Annotated in this window: 19 protein-coding genes; 18 read left to right on the top strand and 1 reads right to left on the bottom strand. The window is 62.0% G+C overall.

Features of this window, described 5'->3' with window-relative positions; translation table 11 throughout:
- Positions 1–24 precede the first annotated feature (24 nt).
- Positions 25–2,928, top strand: coding sequence for a [protein-PII] uridylyltransferase (locus AC13QO_RS00260; RefSeq protein ID WP_488539640.1), 2,904 nt, complete (start codon positions 25–27; stop codon positions 2,926–2,928).
- 10 nt (positions 2,929–2,938) lie between these two features.
- Entirely contained in the window at positions 2,939–4,525 is a 1,587-nt protein-coding gene (murJ, locus tag AC13QO_RS00265; RefSeq protein WP_285191902.1) for a murein biosynthesis integral membrane protein MurJ, read from the top strand.
- A gap of 213 nt (positions 4,526–4,738) precedes the next feature.
- On the opposite strand, the gene AC13QO_RS00270 is transcribed toward murJ, so the two are convergent.
- Complete coding sequence (locus AC13QO_RS00270) at positions 4,739–5,167, bottom strand: YcbK family protein (RefSeq protein ID WP_488539641.1); 429 nt, start codon at positions 5,165–5,167, stop codon at positions 4,739–4,741.
- Between the two features lie 187 nt (positions 5,168–5,354).
- Here AC13QO_RS00270 and AC13QO_RS00275 point away from each other — a divergent pair, with 187 nt between their 5' ends.
- The 16 genes from AC13QO_RS00275 to trmB all read left to right on the top strand — a co-directional run bounded on the left by AC13QO_RS00275 (position 5,355) and on the right by trmB (position 19,366).
- Positions 5,355–5,762: a VOC family protein gene (locus AC13QO_RS00275; protein ID WP_285191904.1), complete on the top strand. Its 408-nt coding sequence runs from the start codon at positions 5,355–5,357 to the stop codon at positions 5,760–5,762.
- 87 nt (positions 5,763–5,849) lie between these two features.
- A complete protein-coding gene (gene trpS, locus AC13QO_RS00280; protein ID WP_285191905.1) occupies positions 5,850–6,914 on the top strand; it encodes a tryptophan--tRNA ligase in 1,065 nt (354 codons plus the stop codon).
- A 101-nt stretch (positions 6,915–7,015) separates the two neighbouring features.
- Entirely contained in the window at positions 7,016–7,507 is a 492-nt protein-coding gene (locus tag AC13QO_RS00285) for a universal stress protein (RefSeq protein ID WP_011423764.1), read from the top strand.
- 109 nt (positions 7,508–7,616) lie between these two features.
- Complete coding sequence (locus AC13QO_RS00290; RefSeq protein ID WP_064693562.1) at positions 7,617–8,183, top strand: NifU family protein; 567 nt, start codon at positions 7,617–7,619, stop codon at positions 8,181–8,183.
- An 89-nt stretch (positions 8,184–8,272) separates the two neighbouring features.
- Complete coding sequence (gene tsaB / locus AC13QO_RS00295) at positions 8,273–8,935, top strand: tRNA (adenosine(37)-N6)-threonylcarbamoyltransferase complex dimerization subunit type 1 TsaB (RefSeq protein ID WP_085776724.1); 663 nt, start codon at positions 8,273–8,275, stop codon at positions 8,933–8,935.
- Between the two features lies 1 nt (position 8,936).
- Positions 8,937–9,431, top strand: coding sequence for a GNAT family N-acetyltransferase (locus AC13QO_RS00300; protein ID WP_488539642.1), 495 nt, complete (start codon positions 8,937–8,939; stop codon positions 9,429–9,431).
- 82 nt (positions 9,432–9,513) lie between these two features.
- A complete protein-coding gene (locus tag AC13QO_RS00305; protein WP_085776722.1) occupies positions 9,514–9,942 on the top strand; it encodes a Fur family transcriptional regulator in 429 nt (142 codons plus the stop codon).
- A gap of 27 nt (positions 9,943–9,969) precedes the next feature.
- The gene (olsA, locus tag AC13QO_RS00310) at positions 9,970–10,767 is read left to right on the top strand and encodes a lyso-ornithine lipid O-acyltransferase (protein WP_221157650.1); all 798 of its coding nucleotides are present in this window, start codon (positions 9,970–9,972) and stop codon (positions 10,765–10,767) included.
- A gap of 48 nt (positions 10,768–10,815) precedes the next feature.
- Positions 10,816–12,225 carry a tRNA (N6-isopentenyl adenosine(37)-C2)-methylthiotransferase MiaB gene (gene miaB, locus AC13QO_RS00315; RefSeq protein ID WP_488539643.1) on the top strand — a complete coding sequence of 470 codons (1,410 nt, stop codon included), beginning with the start codon at positions 10,816–10,818 and terminating at the stop codon, positions 12,223–12,225.
- A gap of 18 nt (positions 12,226–12,243) precedes the next feature.
- A complete protein-coding gene (locus AC13QO_RS00320; protein ID WP_085776720.1) occupies positions 12,244–13,296 on the top strand; it encodes a PhoH family protein in 1,053 nt (350 codons plus the stop codon).
- Positions 13,296–13,811 (top strand): rRNA maturation RNase YbeY, encoded by a 516-nt coding sequence (ybeY, locus tag AC13QO_RS00325; protein ID WP_097599452.1) that lies wholly within the window; start codon positions 13,296–13,298, stop codon positions 13,809–13,811. Before AC13QO_RS00320 ends, ybeY begins: the two co-directional genes overlap by 1 nt.
- A complete protein-coding gene (locus AC13QO_RS00330; RefSeq protein ID WP_488539644.1) occupies positions 13,808–14,953 on the top strand; it encodes a hemolysin family protein in 1,146 nt (381 codons plus the stop codon). The genes ybeY and AC13QO_RS00330 overlap by 4 nt, the downstream gene beginning before the upstream one ends.
- 111 nt (positions 14,954–15,064) lie before the next feature.
- Positions 15,065–16,669, top strand: coding sequence for an apolipoprotein N-acyltransferase (gene lnt, locus AC13QO_RS00335; RefSeq protein ID WP_488539645.1), 1,605 nt, complete (start codon positions 15,065–15,067; stop codon positions 16,667–16,669).
- Between the two features lie 147 nt (positions 16,670–16,816).
- Positions 16,817–17,236, top strand: coding sequence for a helix-turn-helix domain-containing protein (locus tag AC13QO_RS00340; protein ID WP_064707753.1), 420 nt, complete (start codon positions 16,817–16,819; stop codon positions 17,234–17,236).
- Between the two features lie 178 nt (positions 17,237–17,414).
- Positions 17,415–18,668 (top strand): methionine adenosyltransferase, encoded by a 1,254-nt coding sequence (gene metK / locus AC13QO_RS00345; RefSeq protein WP_285191910.1) that lies wholly within the window; start codon positions 17,415–17,417, stop codon positions 18,666–18,668.
- On the top strand, positions 18,665–19,366 hold the full coding sequence (gene trmB / locus AC13QO_RS00350; protein ID WP_085776716.1) for a tRNA (guanine(46)-N(7))-methyltransferase TrmB: 702 nt from the start codon (positions 18,665–18,667) through the stop codon (positions 19,364–19,366). The genes metK and trmB overlap by 4 nt, the downstream gene beginning before the upstream one ends.
- The last annotated feature ends 84 nt before the right edge of the window (positions 19,367–19,450 follow it).

Genomic DNA, 19,450 nt, shown 5'->3' on the forward strand with positions numbered 1-19,450 from the left:
CGCCGGGCAAAGAGGTTATAGCGCATGCAGACGAAACGTGAGGCGAGCCCCGATCAGGCAGCCCGGCATGAACAGGAAACAGCCCCTGTGAGCGCGACGCGCAACCTCGATTTCTCGGAGATCCTCGACGCCGAACTCCTGCAGAAGCAGTGTGAAGCCGTTGCCGAAGCCAATCGAAACCGGCCCGACATCATGCGCGCCGATCTTCTCGCGGCGCTGAAAAGGGCGAGCACGGACGGCCGGCAGAAGGCGCGCGCGGCCCTTGCCGCCGACGGAAGCGGTCTCAATTGCGCCTATCGGATTTCCTGGCTGCAGGACCAGATCATCACCGTCCTCTATAATTTCGCCACCACCCATATCTTCCCGCTGCAGAAGGACAAATTCGCGGTCACCGCCGTCGGCGGCTATGGCCGCGACACGCTGGCGCCGGGCTCCGATATCGACCTGCTCTTCCTCTTCCCGCCGCGGCCGGCGGAGGAGACGCACAAGGCGGTCGAATTCATGCTCTACGTGCTCTGGGACATGGGCTTCAAGGTTGGCCACGCCACCCGCACGGTGGAGGAATGCATCGCGCTTTCCAGGTCGGACATGACGATCCGTACCGCGATCCTCGAGATGCGTTATATTTGCGGCCTGCAGCGGCTGGAAACCGAGCTCGAAGCCCGTTTCGACAAGGAGATCGTCACTGGAACCGGGCCTGAATTCATCGCCGCCAAACTAGCAGAACGCGACGAGCGCCACCGCAAGGCGGGTGACACGCGGTACCTCGTCGAGCCGAACGTCAAGGAAGGCAAGGGCGGGCTCCGCGACCTGCACACGCTGTTCTGGATCTCGAAATATTACTACCACGTGCGCGACCAGGCGGAGCTGATCAAGCTCGGCGTTCTGTCGAAACACGAATATCGCCTTCTGCAGAAGGCGGATGATTTTCTCTGGGCCGTGCGCTGCCATATGCACTTCCTGACGGGCAAGGCCGAGGAACGTCTGTCCTTCGACATCCAGCGCGAGATCGCCGAGGCATTCGGCTATCACACCCGCCCCGGCCTTTCGGCGGTCGAGCGCTTCATGAAACACTATTTCCTCGTGGCCAAGGATGTCGGCGATCTCACGCGCATTCTGTGCGCCGCACTCGAAGACCAGCAGGCGAAGTCGATCCCGGGTCTCACCGGCGTCATCAGTCGCTTTACCCATCGCACCCGCAAGATTGCCGGCAGCGTAGAATTCGTCGAAGACCGCGGCCGCATCGCTCTTGCCGACGCCGATGTCTTCAAGCGCGATCCGGTCAGCATCCTCAGGCTCTTCCACGTCGCCGACATCACCGGGCTGGAATTCCATCCGGATGCGCTGAAACGCGTCACCCGCTCACTCGCCCTGATCGACAACAGCTTAAGGGAAAACGACGAGGCGAACCGCCTCTTCATGTCGATCCTGACGTCGAAACGTGACCCGGCGCTGATCCTGCGCCGGATGAACGAGGCCGGCGTGCTTGGCCGTTTCATCCCCGATTTCGGCAAGATCGTCGCGATGATGCAGTTCAACATGTATCATCATTATACGGTCGATGAGCATCTGATCCGCACCGTCGAAGTTCTCTCGGAGATCGACAATTCACGAGCGGAGGAACTGCATCCGCTCGCCAACAAGCTGATCTCGGGAATCGAGGACCGCGAGGCGCTCTATCTCGCCGTTCTCCTCCATGACATCGCTAAGGGCCGCCAGGAGGATCATTCGATTGCCGGCGCCCGCGTCGCCCGCAAGCTCTGCGCCCGCTTCGGCCTCTCGCAGAAGCAGACGGAACTCGTGGTCTGGCTGATCGAGGAACATCTGACGATGTCGATGGTGGCGCAGACCCGCGACCTCACCGATCGCAAGACCATTATCGATTTTGCCGACCGCGTACAGTCGCTCGACCGGCTGAAGATGCTTCTGATCCTGACGATCTGCGACATTCGCGCCGTGGGCCCGGGCGTCTGGAACGGCTGGAAGGGCCAGCTTCTGCGCACGCTCTATTACGAGACCGAGCTGCTGCTGGCCGGCGGCTTTTCGGAGGTGTCCCGCAAGGAGCGGGCCCACGCCGCCGCCGAGGCGTTGCGCGGCGCCCTATCCGACTGGAGCCAGAAGGACCGCAACACCTATACCAAGCTGCATTACCAGCCATATCTGCTCTCGGTGCCGTTGGAAGACCAGCTCCGCCACGCCGATTTCATCCGCCAGGCCGACAAGGCGGGCCAGGCGCTAGCCACGATGGTGCGCACCGACAGTTTCCACGCCATCACTGAGATCACCGTGCTGTCGCCCGACCACCCCCGGCTGCTCGCCGTCATTGCCGGCGCCTGTGCTGCGGCCGGCGCCAACATCGTCGACGCGCAGATCTTCACGACCTCGGACGGACGGGCGCTCGATACGATCCATGTCAGCCGCGAATTTGCCGATGATGCCGACGAACTGCGCCGCGCCGGCACGATCGGGCGGATGATCGAGAACGTGCTGTCCGGCCGCAAGCGCCTGCCCGAGGTTATCGCCACGCGCACGCGTAACCGCAAGAAAAGCAAGGCTTTCGACATTCCGCCTTCGGTCAACATTACCAACAGCCTGTCGAACAAGTTCACGGTCATCGAGGTCGAATGCCTCGACCGGCCGGGCCTGCTGTCGGAGATCACTGCCGTGCTCTCCGATCTGTCGCTCGATATCCAGTCGGCGCGCATCACCACCTTCGGCGAGAAGGTAATCGACACCTTCTACGTCACCGACCTCGTGGGTCAGAAGATATCGGGCGACAGCAAGCGCGCCAATATCACCGCCCGCATGAAGGCCGTGATGGCGGAGGAGCAGGACGAGCTGCGCGAGCGCATGCCCTCCGGCATCATCGCGCCCGCCGCCACCCGAACATCGCCCGCAGCCGAAAAGAAAGCCGATTCCCCCGCATGAGCCCCAAAGCATGAGCCTCGTCAAGAAATTCGCGACCGTCGGCGGCGCCACTCTCGGCAGCCGCATCTTCGGCTTCGCCCGTGAAACGCTGATGGCAGCGGCGCTTGGCACCGGGCCGATGGCCGACGTCTTCTACGCCGCCTTCCGTTTTCCGAACCTCTTCCGCCGGCTGTTTGCCGAAGGCGCCTTCAACGCCGCCTTCGTGCCGCTCTTTGCCAAGGAGATCGAGGCGAACGGCACGGATGGCGCCAAGCGCTTTTCGGAAGAAGTCTTCGGCGTGTTGTTTTCGGTGCTGCTCCTCATCACCATCGTGATGGAGCTTGCCATGCCGCTCTTGGTGCGCTTCATCATCGCGCCGGGCTTTGCCGACGATGCCGAGAAATTCTCGATCACGATCCGCATGGCGGCCGTGATGTTTCCCTATCTGATGTGCATGTCGCTGACGGCGATGATGAGCGGCATGCTGAATTCGCTGCATCATTTCTTCGCCGCCGCCATCGCCCCCGTCTTCCTCAACGTGGTGATGATCGGAGCGCTGTTTTATTCGCTCTATACCGGCGCCGATCCGCTCGCGACGGCCTGGTATCTCTCCTGGGGCGTTCTTGCCGCCGGCGTGCTGCAACTCGCCGTCGTCTATGTCGGCGTGCTGGCAGCCGGCATGAGCATCGGCCTGCGCTTCCCGAAGATGACTGCGAATGTCAAGCGGCTGCTAATCCTTGCGGTGCCCGCCGCCGTGACAGGCGGCATCACTCAGATCAACCAGCTGATCGGCCAGGCGATCGCCTCCTCCCGCGACGGCGCGATTGCGGCGCTACAGTATGCCGACCGCATCTATCAGCTGCCGCTCGGCGTCGTCGGCGTCGCCGTCGGCGTGGTGCTGCTGCCGGAGCTTGCCCGGGCGCTGAAGGGCGGAGCGCTGCGCGAAGCGGCAAACCTGCAGAACCGCTCGATCGAATTCGTGCTGTTCCTGACCATCCCCGCCGCTTTCGCGCTCTGGATCCTCTCCGACGAAATCATCCGCGTGCTCTACGAACGTGGCGCCTTTCATCAGGAAAACACCGCCGTCGTCGGCTCGATCCTGGCGATCTACGGCATCGGCCTGCCCGCGTTTGTGTTGATCAAGGCGCTGCAGCCGGGCTTTTATGCCCGCGAGGACACCAAGACGCCGATGCGCTTCTCGGCGATCGCAGTGGGGACCAACTGCGCAACGGCGCTGACCCTCTTCCCCTTTATGGGCGCGCCCGGCATCGCCGTCGCCGAAGCCACCGCCGGCTGGATCAGCACGCTTTTGCTGTTCACCACGCTTTTGCGCCGCGGCCATCTGACCTGGGAATGGGCGCTGGCAAAACGCGCCGCCCTGCTGATCGTCGCCTCGGCCGTCATGGGCGCGGCAATCGTCTTCCTCAAGCAATATTGGGCGCCGTGGCTCGCCTCCGGCGCGCCGCTTTTGACCAAGGTCGGTACGCTGGGGCTGCTGATCGCAATCGCAATGCTCATCTATTTTGCCGCCGCCTTCCTGATCGGCGGAGCCGACCTCGGCATGATTCGGCGCAATCTGAACCGCAAGCCGGTGCCGGCGAAGGATGCACAAAGCTAGTTGATTGCCGAGAAAGCCCCTCATCCGGCTGCCGCCACCTTCGCCCCGTTCTGACGGGGAGAAGGGACTTGCCGCGCCGCCGCGCCTCTCTCAGGCCTCTCGTAGGCACGTCCCCTTGCCCCGTTTAGGGGGAGAGGGCTACGGTGAGGGGCAAAAGTAGCCGGCGCAAACCTGACCGCCGTGGCACACCCCTCGCAAACCTTGCTCTCTCGCTTAGCAATCGACCCATCGCCGTTGCGGGCCGACATCGACATGAATGATGCCGTTGCAATAGCTGCCGATGCCGCCGATGCCTGGAGCTGTCTTGGCGGCAGCAATGATGGTTCGTTCCGAGAGGCCCGGCACCCGGATATCGGCCGCCAGGCATTTTCCATGCAGGGAGCCATGACGGCGGGGATGTGGCCGGAGGCCGGAGGTAACGATCGGGCGGCGTCCGGTCTTTGCGGCGATATGCGAGAGGATCGCTCGCAGGCGCTCTGGAAAACAGCCGGCGCGCACGCTGACGGTCTGAACCGCATAGGCGAGTCGCGTCTCATGCTTGGGAAGATGAACGGCCGGTCTCTTGCTGTCTTGACCGACGCCGTCGGTTGCGGATTGTAGGGCGAAAAGGCCTGCCATGACGAGCAAACGGGTGTTCTGCATGGTCCCCTCCGGGCGGTTGGCCTGGCGACTGACGGGCCGCCAGTGTGCGGAGAGGATTTTCAGTTCAATAAAAGCTTTTCTGTGAAATTTTATACTCAATTTGAACTAAGGACGCTGATCAATTCGGCTTAAAAGTGAGCATCCTTCGCGTTCTAGATGGAATAAACATCCAAACATGGGAGATCACATGACCGTCCAGTCTCTTTTTCTCGTCACGCTCGTCGTCGACGATTACGACCGCGCCAAAGGCTTCTATTGCGGCACCCTCGGTTTCGATTGCCTTCAGGACGAGCCCCAGCCTGAGGGCAAACGCTGGGTGGTCGTGAAGCCGAAAGGCGGGGATGGCGCAGCCTTTCTGCTGGCGCAGGCGGCAAACCAGACGCAGTGCGCGGCGATCGGCAACCAGACGGGTGGCCGCGTCGGCTTCTTCCTGAAGACCGACGATTTCGCCCGCGATTATGCCGCGATGCTCGGCGCCGGTGTGCGCTTTCTGGAGGAGCCCAGGCATGAGGTCTACGGCACGGTCGCCGTCTTTACGGATCCTTACGGCAACACCTTCGACCTGATCCAGCATGCCGCAGCCCGAACCACTTGATTGCGACGGGTTGCCCGTGCATAAGCCGCGGCGTTAGCAACATGGGCGAACAGCCCTGGGGCCCTCCACCAGCCTATTGAGGACGACATGAGCGAATTCCAGAAACTCGTATTCTCCGGCGTGCAGCCGACCGGCAATCTGCATCTCGGCAACTATCTCGGTGCGATCCGCCGCTTCGTGGCGCTGCAGGAAGGCAATGACTGCATCTACTGCGTCGTCGATATGCATGCACTCACCGCCCAGCTGGTGCACGAGGACATGCCGAGCCAGACGCGCTCGATCGCCGCTGCCTTCATCGCCGCCGGCATCGATCCGGAAAAGCACATCGTCTTCAATCAGTCGGCCGTGCCGCAGCATGCGGAACTTGCTTGGATCTTCAACTGTGTCGCGCGCATCGGCTGGATGAACCGCATGACGCAATTCAAGGACAAGGCCGGCAAGGACCGCGAGCAGGCTTCGCTCGGCCTCTACGCCTATCCAAGCCTGATGGCCGCCGACATTCTCGTCTACCGCGCCACCCATGTGCCAGTCGGCGAGGACCAGAAGCAGCATCTGGAGCTTGCCCGCGACATCGCGATGAAGTTCAACCTCGATTATGCCGAGCATATTCGCAAGAGCGGCTACGGCATCAACATCACCGTCGGCGACGAGCCGGTGCATGCCTATTTTCCGATGGTCGAACCCTTGATCGGCGGACCGGCGCCGCGCGTCATGTCGCTTCGCGACGGCACCAAGAAAATGTCGAAATCCGATCCTTCCGACCTCTCGCGCATCAATCTGATGGACGACGAAGAGGCGATCTCGAAGAAGATCCGCAAGGCCAAGACCGATCCGGACGGTTTGCCGAGCGAGGTCGACGGGCTCCAGGGCCGTCCGGAAGCCGACAATCTGGTGGCGATCTATGCCGCGCTCGCCGACAAATCGAAGGCCGAGGTGCTTACCGAATTCGGCGGCCAGCAATTCTCCGTCTTCAAGCCGGCGCTGGTCGATCTCGCCATCCATGTGCTGGCGCCGATCACCGGCGAGATGCGCCGGCTGATGGACGATACCAGCCATATCGACGCGATCCTGCGCAAGGGCGGCGAACGCGCCAGGGAGCGCGCCGAAGTGACGATGAAGCAGGTGCGCGACGTCATCGGCTTCCTGTACTGAGACAATGCCCCTGTCCTTCGGGGAGCAAGGGAATCCCCAGAGGCAGAAGCGCCAAAAACTGCGCTTGCAATTTTTCCGCTTCGGGTGTCAGAGTCCGCCCCATGGTATCGAAGCGACTCTCACGGCTCGAAGGCCACCGCCGAAAATTCATGGCGGTGATCGACGGGACACCCGAATGCCAGCGCGCCGTTCATTATGCCGGCCGGCGCGCGAAGAATTCCAATGGCGGCCTGGTGCTGCTCTATGTGATCCCCAACGGCGATTTCCAGCAATGGCTCGGCGTCGAGGAGATCATGCGGGCCGAGGCGCGCGAGGAAGCCGAGGCAACGGTTGCCAAGATCGCCCAGATCGTGCGCGAGACGATCGGCATCGAGCCTGAGGTCGTCATCCGGGAAGGCAGTGCCGCCGAGCAGATCAACGCCGTGATCGAAGAAGACCGCGATGTGGCGATCCTCGTTCTTGCCGCCGGCTCGGCAAAGGAAGGTCCCGGACCACTGGTTTCGTCGGTCGCCGGACGCGCGGCGGCGTTTCCGATCCCGGTCACTGTCCTGCCGGATACGCTGACCAATGAGGAAATCGACGCCCTCTGCTGAGCCTATTTCTTGAGTACAAGTCTCTTGATTAGGTCGGGCAATGGGCTTATCTTCTTTGGAAGAATTCTAAAGACGGCCGAGGTCTCGAGCCTGTCACATGGAGAGCCAGATGTTCATTCAGACCGAAGCCACGCCGAACCCCGCCACACAGAAGTTCCTGCCGGGCAAGGTTGTCATGGAAAACGGCACCGCCGAATTCCGCAGCGCCGAAGAGGCTGAAGCCTCGCCGCTCGCCGCCCGCCTGTTCGAAATTCCTGGCGTCACGGGAGTCTATTTCGGCTATGATTTCATTTCCGTCTCCAAGGACAACGCCGAATGGCAGCATCTAAAGCCGGCTATCCTTGGCTCGATCATGGAGCATTTCATGTCCGGCAAGCCGGTCATGGGTGATGCTTCCATCCTTTCCGAAGATGCCGATGCCGGGGACGAGTTCTTTGATGAAGGCGACGAGTCGATCGTGCTGACCATCAAGGAGCTTTTGGAGACCCGCGTGCGTCCGGCCGTCGCGCAGGACGGCGGCGACATCACCTTCCGCGGCTTTAAGGACGGCAAGGTCTATCTGAACATGAAAGGCTCCTGCTCCGGCTGCCCGTCTTCGACGGCGACGCTGAAGCACGGCGTCCAGAACCTGCTGCGCCATTTCGTTCCCGAAGTGCAGGAAGTGATTGCCGCTTAAGAATTTCGAATTCGCTCCGGCCGTTCATCTCAGGTTCGGCCGGAGGGTCTATGGTTAGGCGGCAAACAGTTTATTCGGAAATTGATGGCATGATCGTTCTGGCGCTCGACACGGCAGGTGTGGATTGCGCTGCCGCCGTTTATGACAGCGGCAGGAATACGGTGCTGGGGGAGGCATCGGACATGATCGGCAAGGGGCATGCTGAACATCTGATCGGGATCGTCGATCGCGCGCTGGATCAGGCGGGTGTCACACTTTCTGACGTCGACCGCCTTGCCGTCACCATCGGCCCCGGCTCGTTTACCGGCATCCGCGTCGGCGTTGCCGCAGCCCGGGGTTTTGCGCTTTCCCTCAATGTGCCCGTCGTCGGCGTCACCACGCTCGAGGTGATGGCATCAGCCCAGCGTGCGAGGACGCCCGGCCGTGCCGTGCTGGCGGCGATGGACGCCAAGCGGGACGAAATCTATCTCCAGTCCTTCGCCGCCGATGGTTCCCCGCTGGATCAACCGCGGGCGGCAAGCGTTGCCGAGGCCCAGGCTTTCGCCGCCGGCTTCGATGGTGAAATCACCGGTTCGGCAACGCCGCTCCTGAAGGCCGGCGCCGGCGGCGACCACCCCAACGTCTTTCCGATTTCGATTGTCGCTCGTCTGGGGGCTGCGGCCCCTGCCGACGCCGGAAAGCCCAAGCCCCTCTATCTGCGCGGACCGGATGCCAAGCCGCAGGCCGGATATGCGATTGCGCGACGAGTGTGACATGCTGGAAGCCTATCTGACGCTGAAGCCGGAATTCGAAATCATCGCCATGGAGCGCGAGGATTGCCGCGACGTCGCCGTCCTGCATGGCGAGCGTTTGGCCCAGCCCTGGGGCGACGGCGAATTCCACAGCCTGCTGTCGCAGGAGACTGTTTTCGGCTTCGTCGCGCGCCAGACCAACGCCATCCTGAAAAAGCCGCTTCCCGGCTTTATCCTTGCCCGCCAAGTCGCCGGCGAAGCCGAGATCCTGACGATTGCCGTGCAGGCGAAAGCCGCCCGTGCCGGACTGGGCTGGCGGCTGATGCAGGCGGCGATGCGCGAGGCGCGGGCGCGTGGCGGCGAGAGCATGTTTCTTGAGGTCGACAGCGGCAATACGGCAGCACTCGGCCTCTACCGCAAGCTCGGTTTTGAAAAGGTCGGCGAGCGCCAGGGCTACTACAAGCAGGAAAACGGCGCCCCTTCCACGGCGCTTGTCATGAAGCGCGTTCTTCGATAGTTCCCTGGCAGAGCAGGACATGCGGACCGGCGCAAACGCCGTGCAGGCATTGTGGAAACGCGATTACTTTTGAAGGCGGGCCATGACCGACGTAGCCAAGACCCTCGAGGAGCTTTGCGCCGAACGCGGCATGCGCATGACCGAGCAGCGCCGCGTGATCGCGCGCATCCTCGAAGAATCCGAAGACCATCCCGACGTCGAAGAGCTTTACCGCCGTTCTGTGAAGGTCGACGCGAAAATCTCGATCTCCACGGTCTATCGCACCGTCAAGCTGTTCGAGGATGCCGGCATCATCGCCCGCCACGATTTCCGCGACGGGCGCTCGCGCTACGAAACGGTGCCGGAAGAGCATCATGACCATCTCATCGACCTGAAGACCGGCACGGTCATCGAATTCCGTTCACCTGAGATCGAGGCGCTGCAGGAGCGCATCGCCCGCGAGCACGGCTTCCAGCTGGTCGACCACCGCCTGGAGCTCTACGGCATTCCGTTGAAGAAGGAAGATCTCTGAAGCGATGGCCGCCCGGGAGTGCCGCATTTGATCGCCTGGCTGCGCATTGCCTTCGCTGCGGTCGTGATCCTTGCCGTCAGCATCGTGCTCATGCCGCTGCAGCTGTTGGCCCTGCGTTTCGACTGGCGGCTGCGCCGCAGACTTCCGCGCGTCTGGCACCGTATCATCTGTTATTGTCTCGGCATCCGCGTCCGGGTGACGGGCAGGCTGGAAGACCGCCGACCGCTGATGCTCTGCTCCAACCATTCGTCCTGGCTTGACATCATGGTCATGTCGGCCGTCGCCGACGTCGCTTTCATTGCCAAGATCGAGGTCAGAGACTGGCCGATCTTCGGCACGCTCGCCAAGCTGCAGAAGAGCGTGTTCGTCGTGCGCGAGGAAAGGCGCAAGACCGGCCATCAGGCAAATGAGATCGCCGGGCGCATGGCCGACGGGGAAATCGTCGTGCTTTTTCCGGAGGGCACGACCTCGGACGGCAACCGGTTGCTTGAGGTCAAGTCGTCGCTGTTCGGCGCTGCCGCGATGGCGGTGCCTTATTCGCCGACGGGAACCGTCGTGGTGCAGCCGGTGGCCGTTGCCTATACCAGGGTGCATGGCATTCCGATGGGGCGCTACCACCGGCCGCTCGCTGCCTGGCCGGGGGATATCGAGCTCCTGCCGCATCTGATCGACATCCTCAGATGCGGCGCCATCGACGCGGAAGTTTCCTTCGGCGAGGCGGTGGAATACCGCGCCGACAGCAATCGCAAAGAGGTGAGCGCGACGATCGCCTCGCGCATCCGCAGCCTTCTCAACACAAGCCTGCGCGGGCACAATGTCGGGTGAGCCGAGAGTCTCTTTTCTCGGACGGCAAAAACCACTAAATAGCGCGCCATGACACAGGATAACGCCCTTCTGCAGGCCCCGGAGGTTTCTCTCCGTGACGGCAGCAACAGCCGCAAGGTCTTCATCAAGACCTATGGCTGCCAGATGAACGTCTATGATTCCATGCGCATGAGCGATGCGCTTGCCCGCGACGGCTACGAACCGACCGAAGACATGGAACAGGCGGATCTCGTTCTGCTCAACACCTGTCATATCAGGGAGAAGGCGGCCGAGAAGGTCTATTCGGCGCTCGGACGCCTGCGCGAGATGAAAAAGAAGAAGGCAGCCGACGGCCGGGAGATGATGATCGGCGTAACCGGCTGCGTCGCCCAGGCCGAAGGTGAGGAGATCCTGCGCCGGGCGCCGGCCGTCGACGTCGTCATCGGGCCGCAGACTTATCACCGCCTGCCGGAGGCGCTGCGCCGGGCCAAAGAGGGCCAGCGCGTCGTCGATACGGAATATGCGATCGAGGACAAGTTCGAGCATCTGCCGATTGCCGAGAGCCGCAAGATCCGCGCCCGCGGCGTCACCGCCTTCCTGACGGTGCAGGAGGGCTGCGACAAGTTCTGCACATTCTGCGTCGTGCCTTATACGCGCGGCTCGGAAGTATCGCGGCCGGTCTCGCAGATTGTCGAGGAGGCCGAAAAGCTCGTCGAAGCCGGAGTGCGCGAAATCACCCTGCTCGGCCAGAACGTCAATGCCTGGCATGGCGCCGGACCGCGCGGCGAGGCATGGAGCCTCGGCGACCTGCTCTACCGGCTTGCCGAGATCCCCGGCCTGGCGCGGCTGCGTTATACCACAAGCCATCCCCGCGACATGGACGACCGGCTGATAGAGGCGCATCGCGACCTCCGGGCGCTGATGCCCTACCTGCACCTGCCGGTGCAATCGGGCTCCGACCGGATCCTGAAGGCGATGAACCGGCGTCATACGGCGGCCGAATATCTCAGTCTGATCGAGCGCATCCGCGCCATGCGCCCGGACATCGCGCTATCGGGCGATTTCATCACCGGTTTTCCGGGGGAGACAGACAAGGATTTTGAGGATACACTCAGACTTGTGGAGGAGGTGCGCTATGCGCAGGCCTTCTCGTTCAAATACTCGACTCGGCCGGGCACGCCCGGCGCGGAACTGAAGGACCAGGTGCCGGAAGAGATCAAGGCAGAACGGCTGGAACGCCTGCAAGTGCTTCTTTTGAAGCAGCAGCAGGAATTTGCCGAATCCTGCATCGGCAAGGAGATCGATCTGCTGCTCGAAAAGCCCGGCCGCATGCCGGGTCAGCTGATCGGACGTTCTCCCTGGCTTCAATCCGTGAATGTTGATGCAAAAGCATCGCAAATCGGTGACATTATCAAAGTGCGAATCACCGGAACCGGAACGAACAGCCTGTTTGCCGAACGCGCAGAGGCTACGGTCTAACCCAAGGAGCCCGACCGCTTGAACGGACAAGAATTGGTTTCTTCTTCACCGCGCCACCCCCGCACGCCGAGCGACACCAATCACTTCGTCCTGACGTTCGAGAACAATCGGTTCGCCAGCGAACTCTTCGGCCAGTTCGACCAGCATCTAAAGCTGCTCGAGGAGCGGCTGAATATCGATGCGCGGGCACGCGGCAATTCCGTCGTCATATCGGGCGATGTCGTGACCACCAATCAGGCGCGGCGCACGCTCGATTATCTCTATGAAAAGCTTCAGAAAGGCGGCAGCGTGGAACGATCCGACGTCGAGGGCGCAATCCGCATGGCGGTCGCCGCCGACGATCAGCTCAGCCTTCCCACCATGGAGCGCAAGGCCAAGCTGACAATGGCGCAGATTTCGACGCGCAAGAAGACGATCATCGCCCGCACGCCGACGCAGGACGCCTATATCAGGGCGCTGGAGCGCGCCGAGCTCGTCTTCGGCGTCGGCCCGGCCGGCACCGGCAAGACCTATCTCGCCGTCGCCCATGCCGCCCAGATGCTGGAGCGCGGCGCAGTCGAAAAGATCATCCTGTCGCGCCCGGCCGTCGAGGCCGGCGAGCGCCTCGGCTTCCTGCCCGGCGACATGAAGGAAAAGGTCGACCCCTATCTTCGCCCGCTCTATGACGCGCTCTACGATATGATCCCGGCCGACAAGGTCGATCGGGCGATCACCGCCGGCGTCATTGAAATTGCGCCGCTCGCCTTCATGCGCGGCCGCACGCTCGCCAACGCCGCCATCATCCTCGACGAAGCGCAGAACACGACGTCGATGCAGATGAAGATGTTCCTGACGCGTCTTGGCGAAAATGCCCGCATGATCGTCACCGGCGACCCGAGCCAGATCGACCTGCCGCGGGGCGTCAAATCCGGCCTCGTCGAGGCCCTGGAGCTGCTGAACGGCGTTGAGGGCATCTCGATCGTGCGCTTCAAGGACACCGACGTCGTGCGCCATCCGCTGGTCGGGCGCATCGTCAGAGCCTATGACGCCACCTATCTTGTCGAAGCCGAAGACGTCGGCCGGCAGGACTGATGGCTGAACTCGATATCCAGATCAGCATCGAGAATATCGGCTGGCCCGGCGAGGAAACGCTGCTGGTTTTTTGCGAGCGTGTGCTCGGGGCCGCCGCGGTCTATCTTCGCGACAATGAGAAGCAGCCCTTCCCGAAAATGCCGCCCGAAGTTTCGCTGGTCTTTACCGACGATGCCTCAATCCAGGACATCAATGCCGAATGGCGCGGCAAGGACAAGCCGACCAATGTCCTTTCCTTCCCGGCCTTTCCGGTTGAGCGCGGCAAGCTGCCCGGGCCGATGCTTGGCGACATCATCATCGCCCGGGAGACGGTGGAGCGGGAAGCCCAGGAACTCGAGAAGAGTTTTGACGACCACCTGACCCATCTTCTGGTGCACGGTTTCTTGCATCTTCTCGGCTACGACCATATGAATAATGCCGAAGCCGAAATTATGGAGGGGCTGGAGACTCGCATTTTGGCGCAGCTCGGCCTATCTGATCCCTACGAGGGTCAAGACCTTAAAATGGAACCATGAGCGACTTTACGACGAAGCCGGCGGCAGACGCCAAGGACTCCGAGCCATCCTCTTCTTCGGATGAGGTCGGCAGTAGTAGTCGGCCATCCGGCCGATCCCAATCCTTCTGGTCGCGCGCCGCCCGCATTCTCCGCCCGCAGCAGGGCTCGCGACTGCGCGAGGATCTTGCCGATGCGCTGATGACCGATGCGGCCGGCGACGACGCCTTTTCGCCCGACGAACGGGCGATGCTGCACAATATCCTGCGCTTTCGCGAGGTGCGCGTCGCCGACGTGATGGTGCCGCGCGCCGATATCGAGGCGGTGGACCAAAATATCACCATCGGCGAGCTGATGATCCTTTTCGAGGAATCCGGCCGCTCGCGCATGCCTGTTTATGCCGATACGCTCGATGACCCACGCGGCATGGTGCATATCCGCGACCTGCTCTCCTATGTCGCCAAGCAGGCGCGCAACAAGCGCCGCGGCCCGGCAAAGCCGGCCGCTGCAGCCCCGGCGATCGAAGTCGCGCCGGAGAACATCCAGAAGCCGCCGCGCTCGAGCAAGCCGAATTTCGATCTTGCCCGGGTCGACCTGCAGAAGACGCTGGCTGAGGCCGGCATCATCCGCAAGATCCTGTTCGTGCCGCCGTCGATGCTGGCCTCCGACCTCTTGCGCAGAATGCAGGTGAACCGTACGCAGATGGCGCTCGTCATCGACGAGTATGGCGGCACCGACGGTCTCGCCTCGCACGAGGACATCGTCGAAATGGTGGTCGGCGATATCGACGACGAACATGACGACGAAGAGGTGATGTTCAAGCGCGTCGCCGAAGACGTCTTCGTCGCCGACGCCCGTGTCGAGCTGGAAGAGATCGCTGAAGCGATCGGACCGGATTTCGACATCAGCGAACAGGTCGACGAGGTTGACACGCTGGGCGGGCTAATCTTCTCCGCGCTCGGCCGCATCCCCGTCCGCGGCGAAGTCGTCCAGGCCCTGCCGAACTTCGAATTCCATATTCTCGACGCAGATCCGCGCCGCATCAAGCGGCTGCGCATCACCCGCAAGCGCCACGCGATCCGCCGCCGCGCCAAGGAGGCTGGCGACATCACTCTCGGATCCGAGACCGGCGACGACCGGCCGGCCGAATCGACCACGAACTAGGCATCAGTACGAAAATCGGGTCGCCTTTCAGGGCCGATGCGGAAACAGGACAAAGAGCCGCTTTTTTGAAAGACTGCGCATGGGTTGATTCGCGGTTTGATGGGAGTGCGCATGGAGCGGCTTGCGGACAGGGTTATCCTCGTCTGGGGGTTAAAACGGTCGTTGCTGGCCGTCGCCGCTGGAGCATTCGCCGCTCTGGCGCTGCCGCCTTTCGGTTTTTTCGCGGCGATGTTTCTCTCCTTCACGCTGCTCGTCTGGCTGCTCGACGGGACGGCGGCTTCTCCTGAAAGCGGCCTGATCGGCAGGCTATGGCCGGCCTTTGCCGTCGGCTGGCTGTTCGGCTTCGGCTATTTCGTCGCCGGCCTCTGGTGGATCGGCCATGCCTTGCTGGTCGATTCGGAGGAATTTGCCTGGGCGCTGCCCCTGGCAGTCCTCGGACTGCCGGCCGGCCTTGCGGTCTTCTACGGGCTGGCGACTGCACTTGCCCGGATCGTCTGGTCGGACGGCATGGGACGGATCGCCGCACTTGCGGCCGGTTTCGGCCTGATGGAATGGCTTCGAAGCGTGATTCTCACCGGCTTTCCCTGGAATGCCATCGGTTACGGCCTTATGCCCGTTCCGCTGATGATGCAGTCGGCGCATGTGATCGGCGTGACGGGGGTGACGACACTTGCCGTCTTCGTCTTTTCCACCCCCGCGCTCATCGGGACGCGACAGGGCGCGAAGCCTGGAATTGCGCTCGCCGCCCTGCTGTTTACCGCACATCTCGGTTACGGCGCCTATGCCCTCCATCTGGCGCCGCGACCGCAGCCCTTGCCCGAGGACAAGCGACCCGTGGTGCGGCTGGTGCAGCCGGCCATCGATCAGGCGGCGAAGATGGACAACGACGCCGACCGCAATGCGATCTTCGAGACCCATCTGAAGCTTTCGGCCGAAGCGCCGAGGAATGGCGGACGCAAACCCAACATCATCGTCTGGCCGGAAACCTCGATCCCCTTCATCCTCACCGACAACCAGGATGCGCTGACGCGGATCGCCGATACGCTCGACGACGACCAGATCCTGATCGCCGGCGCAGTGCGCGCCGAGGAGCTGGGGCCCGGCACACCGGTGCGCTACTACAATTCCATCTATGTGATCGACGGCCGCGGCCAGATCATCGCCGCCTCCGACAAGGTGCATCTCGTGCCTTTCGGCGAATATCTGCCCTTCGAGGACATCCTCACCGAACTCGGCATCCAGAACGTCGTCGAGATACCGGGCGGCTTTTCGGCCGCCGCAAGCCGGCACCTGCTGGCGCTGCCCGGCGGCCTCAATCTCTACCCGCTGATCTGCTATGAGATCATCTTTCCGGGCGAAATGACCGGCGACATCGTGGATGCCAACGCGCTCCTCAACCTCACCAACGATGCCTGGTTCGGCATCACGCCCGGACCCTACCAGCATTTTCAGCAGGCGCGGGTGCGGGCAATCGAGACCGGCCTGCCGCTGATTCGCGACGCCAACAACGGCATATCGGCACTCGTGAACGCGCATGGGGAAATCATCGCAGGCCTCGGTCTTGGTGAGACCGGCTTTATTGATGCAACTGTTGATGGGTTCGGCAATGGGTTCGGAACCACATACCCCCTTCAGACATACTTCTGGTTGACCGAAGCACTGTTGATATTGATTGCGCTAATTTCACGCAGAGGTTTTATTTTAGGGTTGAATTGACCAAAAACCCCTAAAATTGCATAGTGGTGTCAATCGGCGTTCTTAACGTATGTTTATCGGCGGGTTCCCGCCGCTTACAACGTGGCGTTTTGGGATGGATCAGGGGCATGCCGGTTGGAAACAGAAATTCGTAGCTAGGGCACGACCATGATTGAAAATAAGAAGAAGCCGAATCCGATCGACATCCATGTTGGCAGCCGCATTCGCCTTCGCCGGACGATGTTGGGCATGAGCCAGGAAAAGCTTGGCGAAAGCCTCGGCATCACCTTCCAGCAGATCCAGAAATATGAGAAGGGCACCAACCGTGTCGGCGCGAGCCGTCTGCAGAACATCTCGAGCATTCTCAATGTTCCGGTCTCCTTCTTCTTCGAAGATGCGCCCGGCGAACATGCCGGCGCCGTCGGCGGCATGGCCGAAGCCTCCAGCTCGAATTACGTCGTAGATTTCCTCTCCTCCTCGGAGGGGCTGCAGCTCAACCGTGCCTTCGTCAAGATTTCCGATCCCAAGGTCCGCCGCAAGGTCGTGGAACTGGTCAAGGCGCTCGCTGCCGAAGCCGACGCTGACTGATCCAGCTCTCATCGCAAAATAGGAAAGGCGGTCGAAAGGCCGCTTTTTTGCGTTTTTCGGGCAAAATTTGTCACATCGCCGCAGATATAAAGATATATTTATGTCCTTGTGCGCTTGTCATCAGCGCTCGAACTGAGTACCTACTAGCTGGCTTTTATTCTTTGAGGGGAATCCCGGAATGCGCGCGAATTATCTCTTTACCAGCGAATCTGTTGCCGAAGGTCATCCGGACAAAGTGTGTGACCGCATCTCCGACGAGATCGTCGATCTGGTCTACCGCGAAGCGGCCAAGACCGGCGTCAATCCGTGGGGCGTGCGCATTGCCTGCGAAACGCTGGCGACGACCAACCGTGTCGTCATCGCCGGCGAGGTCCGCCTGCCGCCGAGCCTGATGAAGAAGGACAAGGACGGCAAGGACGTCATCAATCCCTCAAAGTTCAAGGCCGCCGCCCGCCGCGCCATCAAGGATATCGGCTACGAACAGGACGGCTTCCACTGGAAGAAGGCAAAGATCGACGTGCTGCTGCACTCGCAGTCGGCCGATATCGCCCAAGGCGTCGATAGCGCCGCCGACCAGCAGGGCGACGAGGGCGCCGGCGACCAGGGCATCATGTTCGGTTACGCCTGCAAGGAAACGCCGGACCTGATGCCGGCTCCGATCTATTATTCCCACAGGATTCTGCAGCTGCTTGCAGCCGCCCGCAAGAAGGGCGACGGTGAAGTCGCCAAGCTCGGCCCCGATGCCAAGAGCCAGGTGACTGTGCGTTACGTCGACGGCAAGCCGTCGGAAGTGACCTCGATCGTGCTTTCGACCCAGCATCTCGACGAGAGCTGGGATTCCAAGAAGGTCCGCGCCGTCGTCGAGCCCTATATTCGCGAGGCGCTCGGCGAACTGAAGATTGCCGAGGATTGCAAGTGGTACATCAATCCGACCGGCAAGTTCGTCATCGGCGGACCGGACGGCGATGCGGGCCTGACCGGCCGCAAGATCATCGTCGACACCTATGGCGGTGCGGCTCCACATGGCGGCGGCGCATTTTCCGGCAAGGACACGACCAAGGTCGACCGTTCGGCTGCCTATGCCGCCCGCTACCTCGCCAAGAACGTCGTCGCCTCCGGCCTCGCCGACCGCTGCACGATTCAGCTCTCCTACGCCATCGGCGTCGCTCAGCCGCTGTCGATCTATGTCGACCTGCACGGCACCGGCAAGGGTGTGTCGGAAGACCAGGTTGAAGCGGCGATCCGCCAGAATATGGACCTGTCGCCGTCGGGCATCCGCCGTCACCTCGACCTCAACAAGCCGATCTACGCCAAGACCTCGGCCTATGGTCATTTCGGCCGCAAGGCTGGCCGCGACGGCTCGTTCTCCTGGGAGCGCACCGACCTCGTCAAGGCGCTCAAGGAAGCCGTCAAGACCAAGGTCGCTGCATGACGGATATGGAGCGCCGGGGACGGGCGACCGAAGCCTTTTTCGGTCGCCGCAAGGGAAAGGCCCTGCGCGAACAGCAGGCGGAAACGCTGAATAGCCTGCTCCCGGCATTCCTCATCGATCTCTCGGCGGCTCCCCCGGAGCCGCTGACCTCCCTCTTTCCGGTTCCGGTCAAGACATTGCGGCTGGAAATCGGTTTCGGCGGCGGCGAGCATCTGATGCATCGCGCGCTGGAGACCCCGTCCACCGGCTTCATCGGCGTCGAGCCCTTCGTCAATTCGATGCAGAAGCTTTTGTCACGCGTCGGCCAGACGGGCGCGCAGAACATTCGCGTCTATAATGACGATGCGACGCAACTGCTCGACTGGCTGCCGGACGCTTCGCTCGACCACATCGATCTGCTCTATCCCGATCCCTGGCCGAAGCGGAAGCACTGGAAACGCCGCTTCGTCTCGAAGACCAATCTTGACCGCTTTCACCGGGTGCTGAAGCCCGGCGGCCTGTTCTGCTTCGCCTCCGACATCGACACCTATGTGAACTGGACGCTGATCAAATGCCGCGACCATGGCGGCTTCGACTGGCTGGCCGACAATGCGGCGGATTGGCTGACCCCCTATGAGGGCTGGCCGAGCACGCGCTACGAGGCCAAGGCACGCCGCGAGGGCCGCTCTTCGGCCTATCTGACCTTCAGGAAGATCTGAGGCTGTCGGCAATTTCCGGCATCCGGCTCTAAAACCGACGACGACAACAAACCGAACTGAACGCGCTACGCTCTCACTTGTGGC

The organism is Rhizobium sp. CNPSo 3670 (assembly GCF_057784555.1).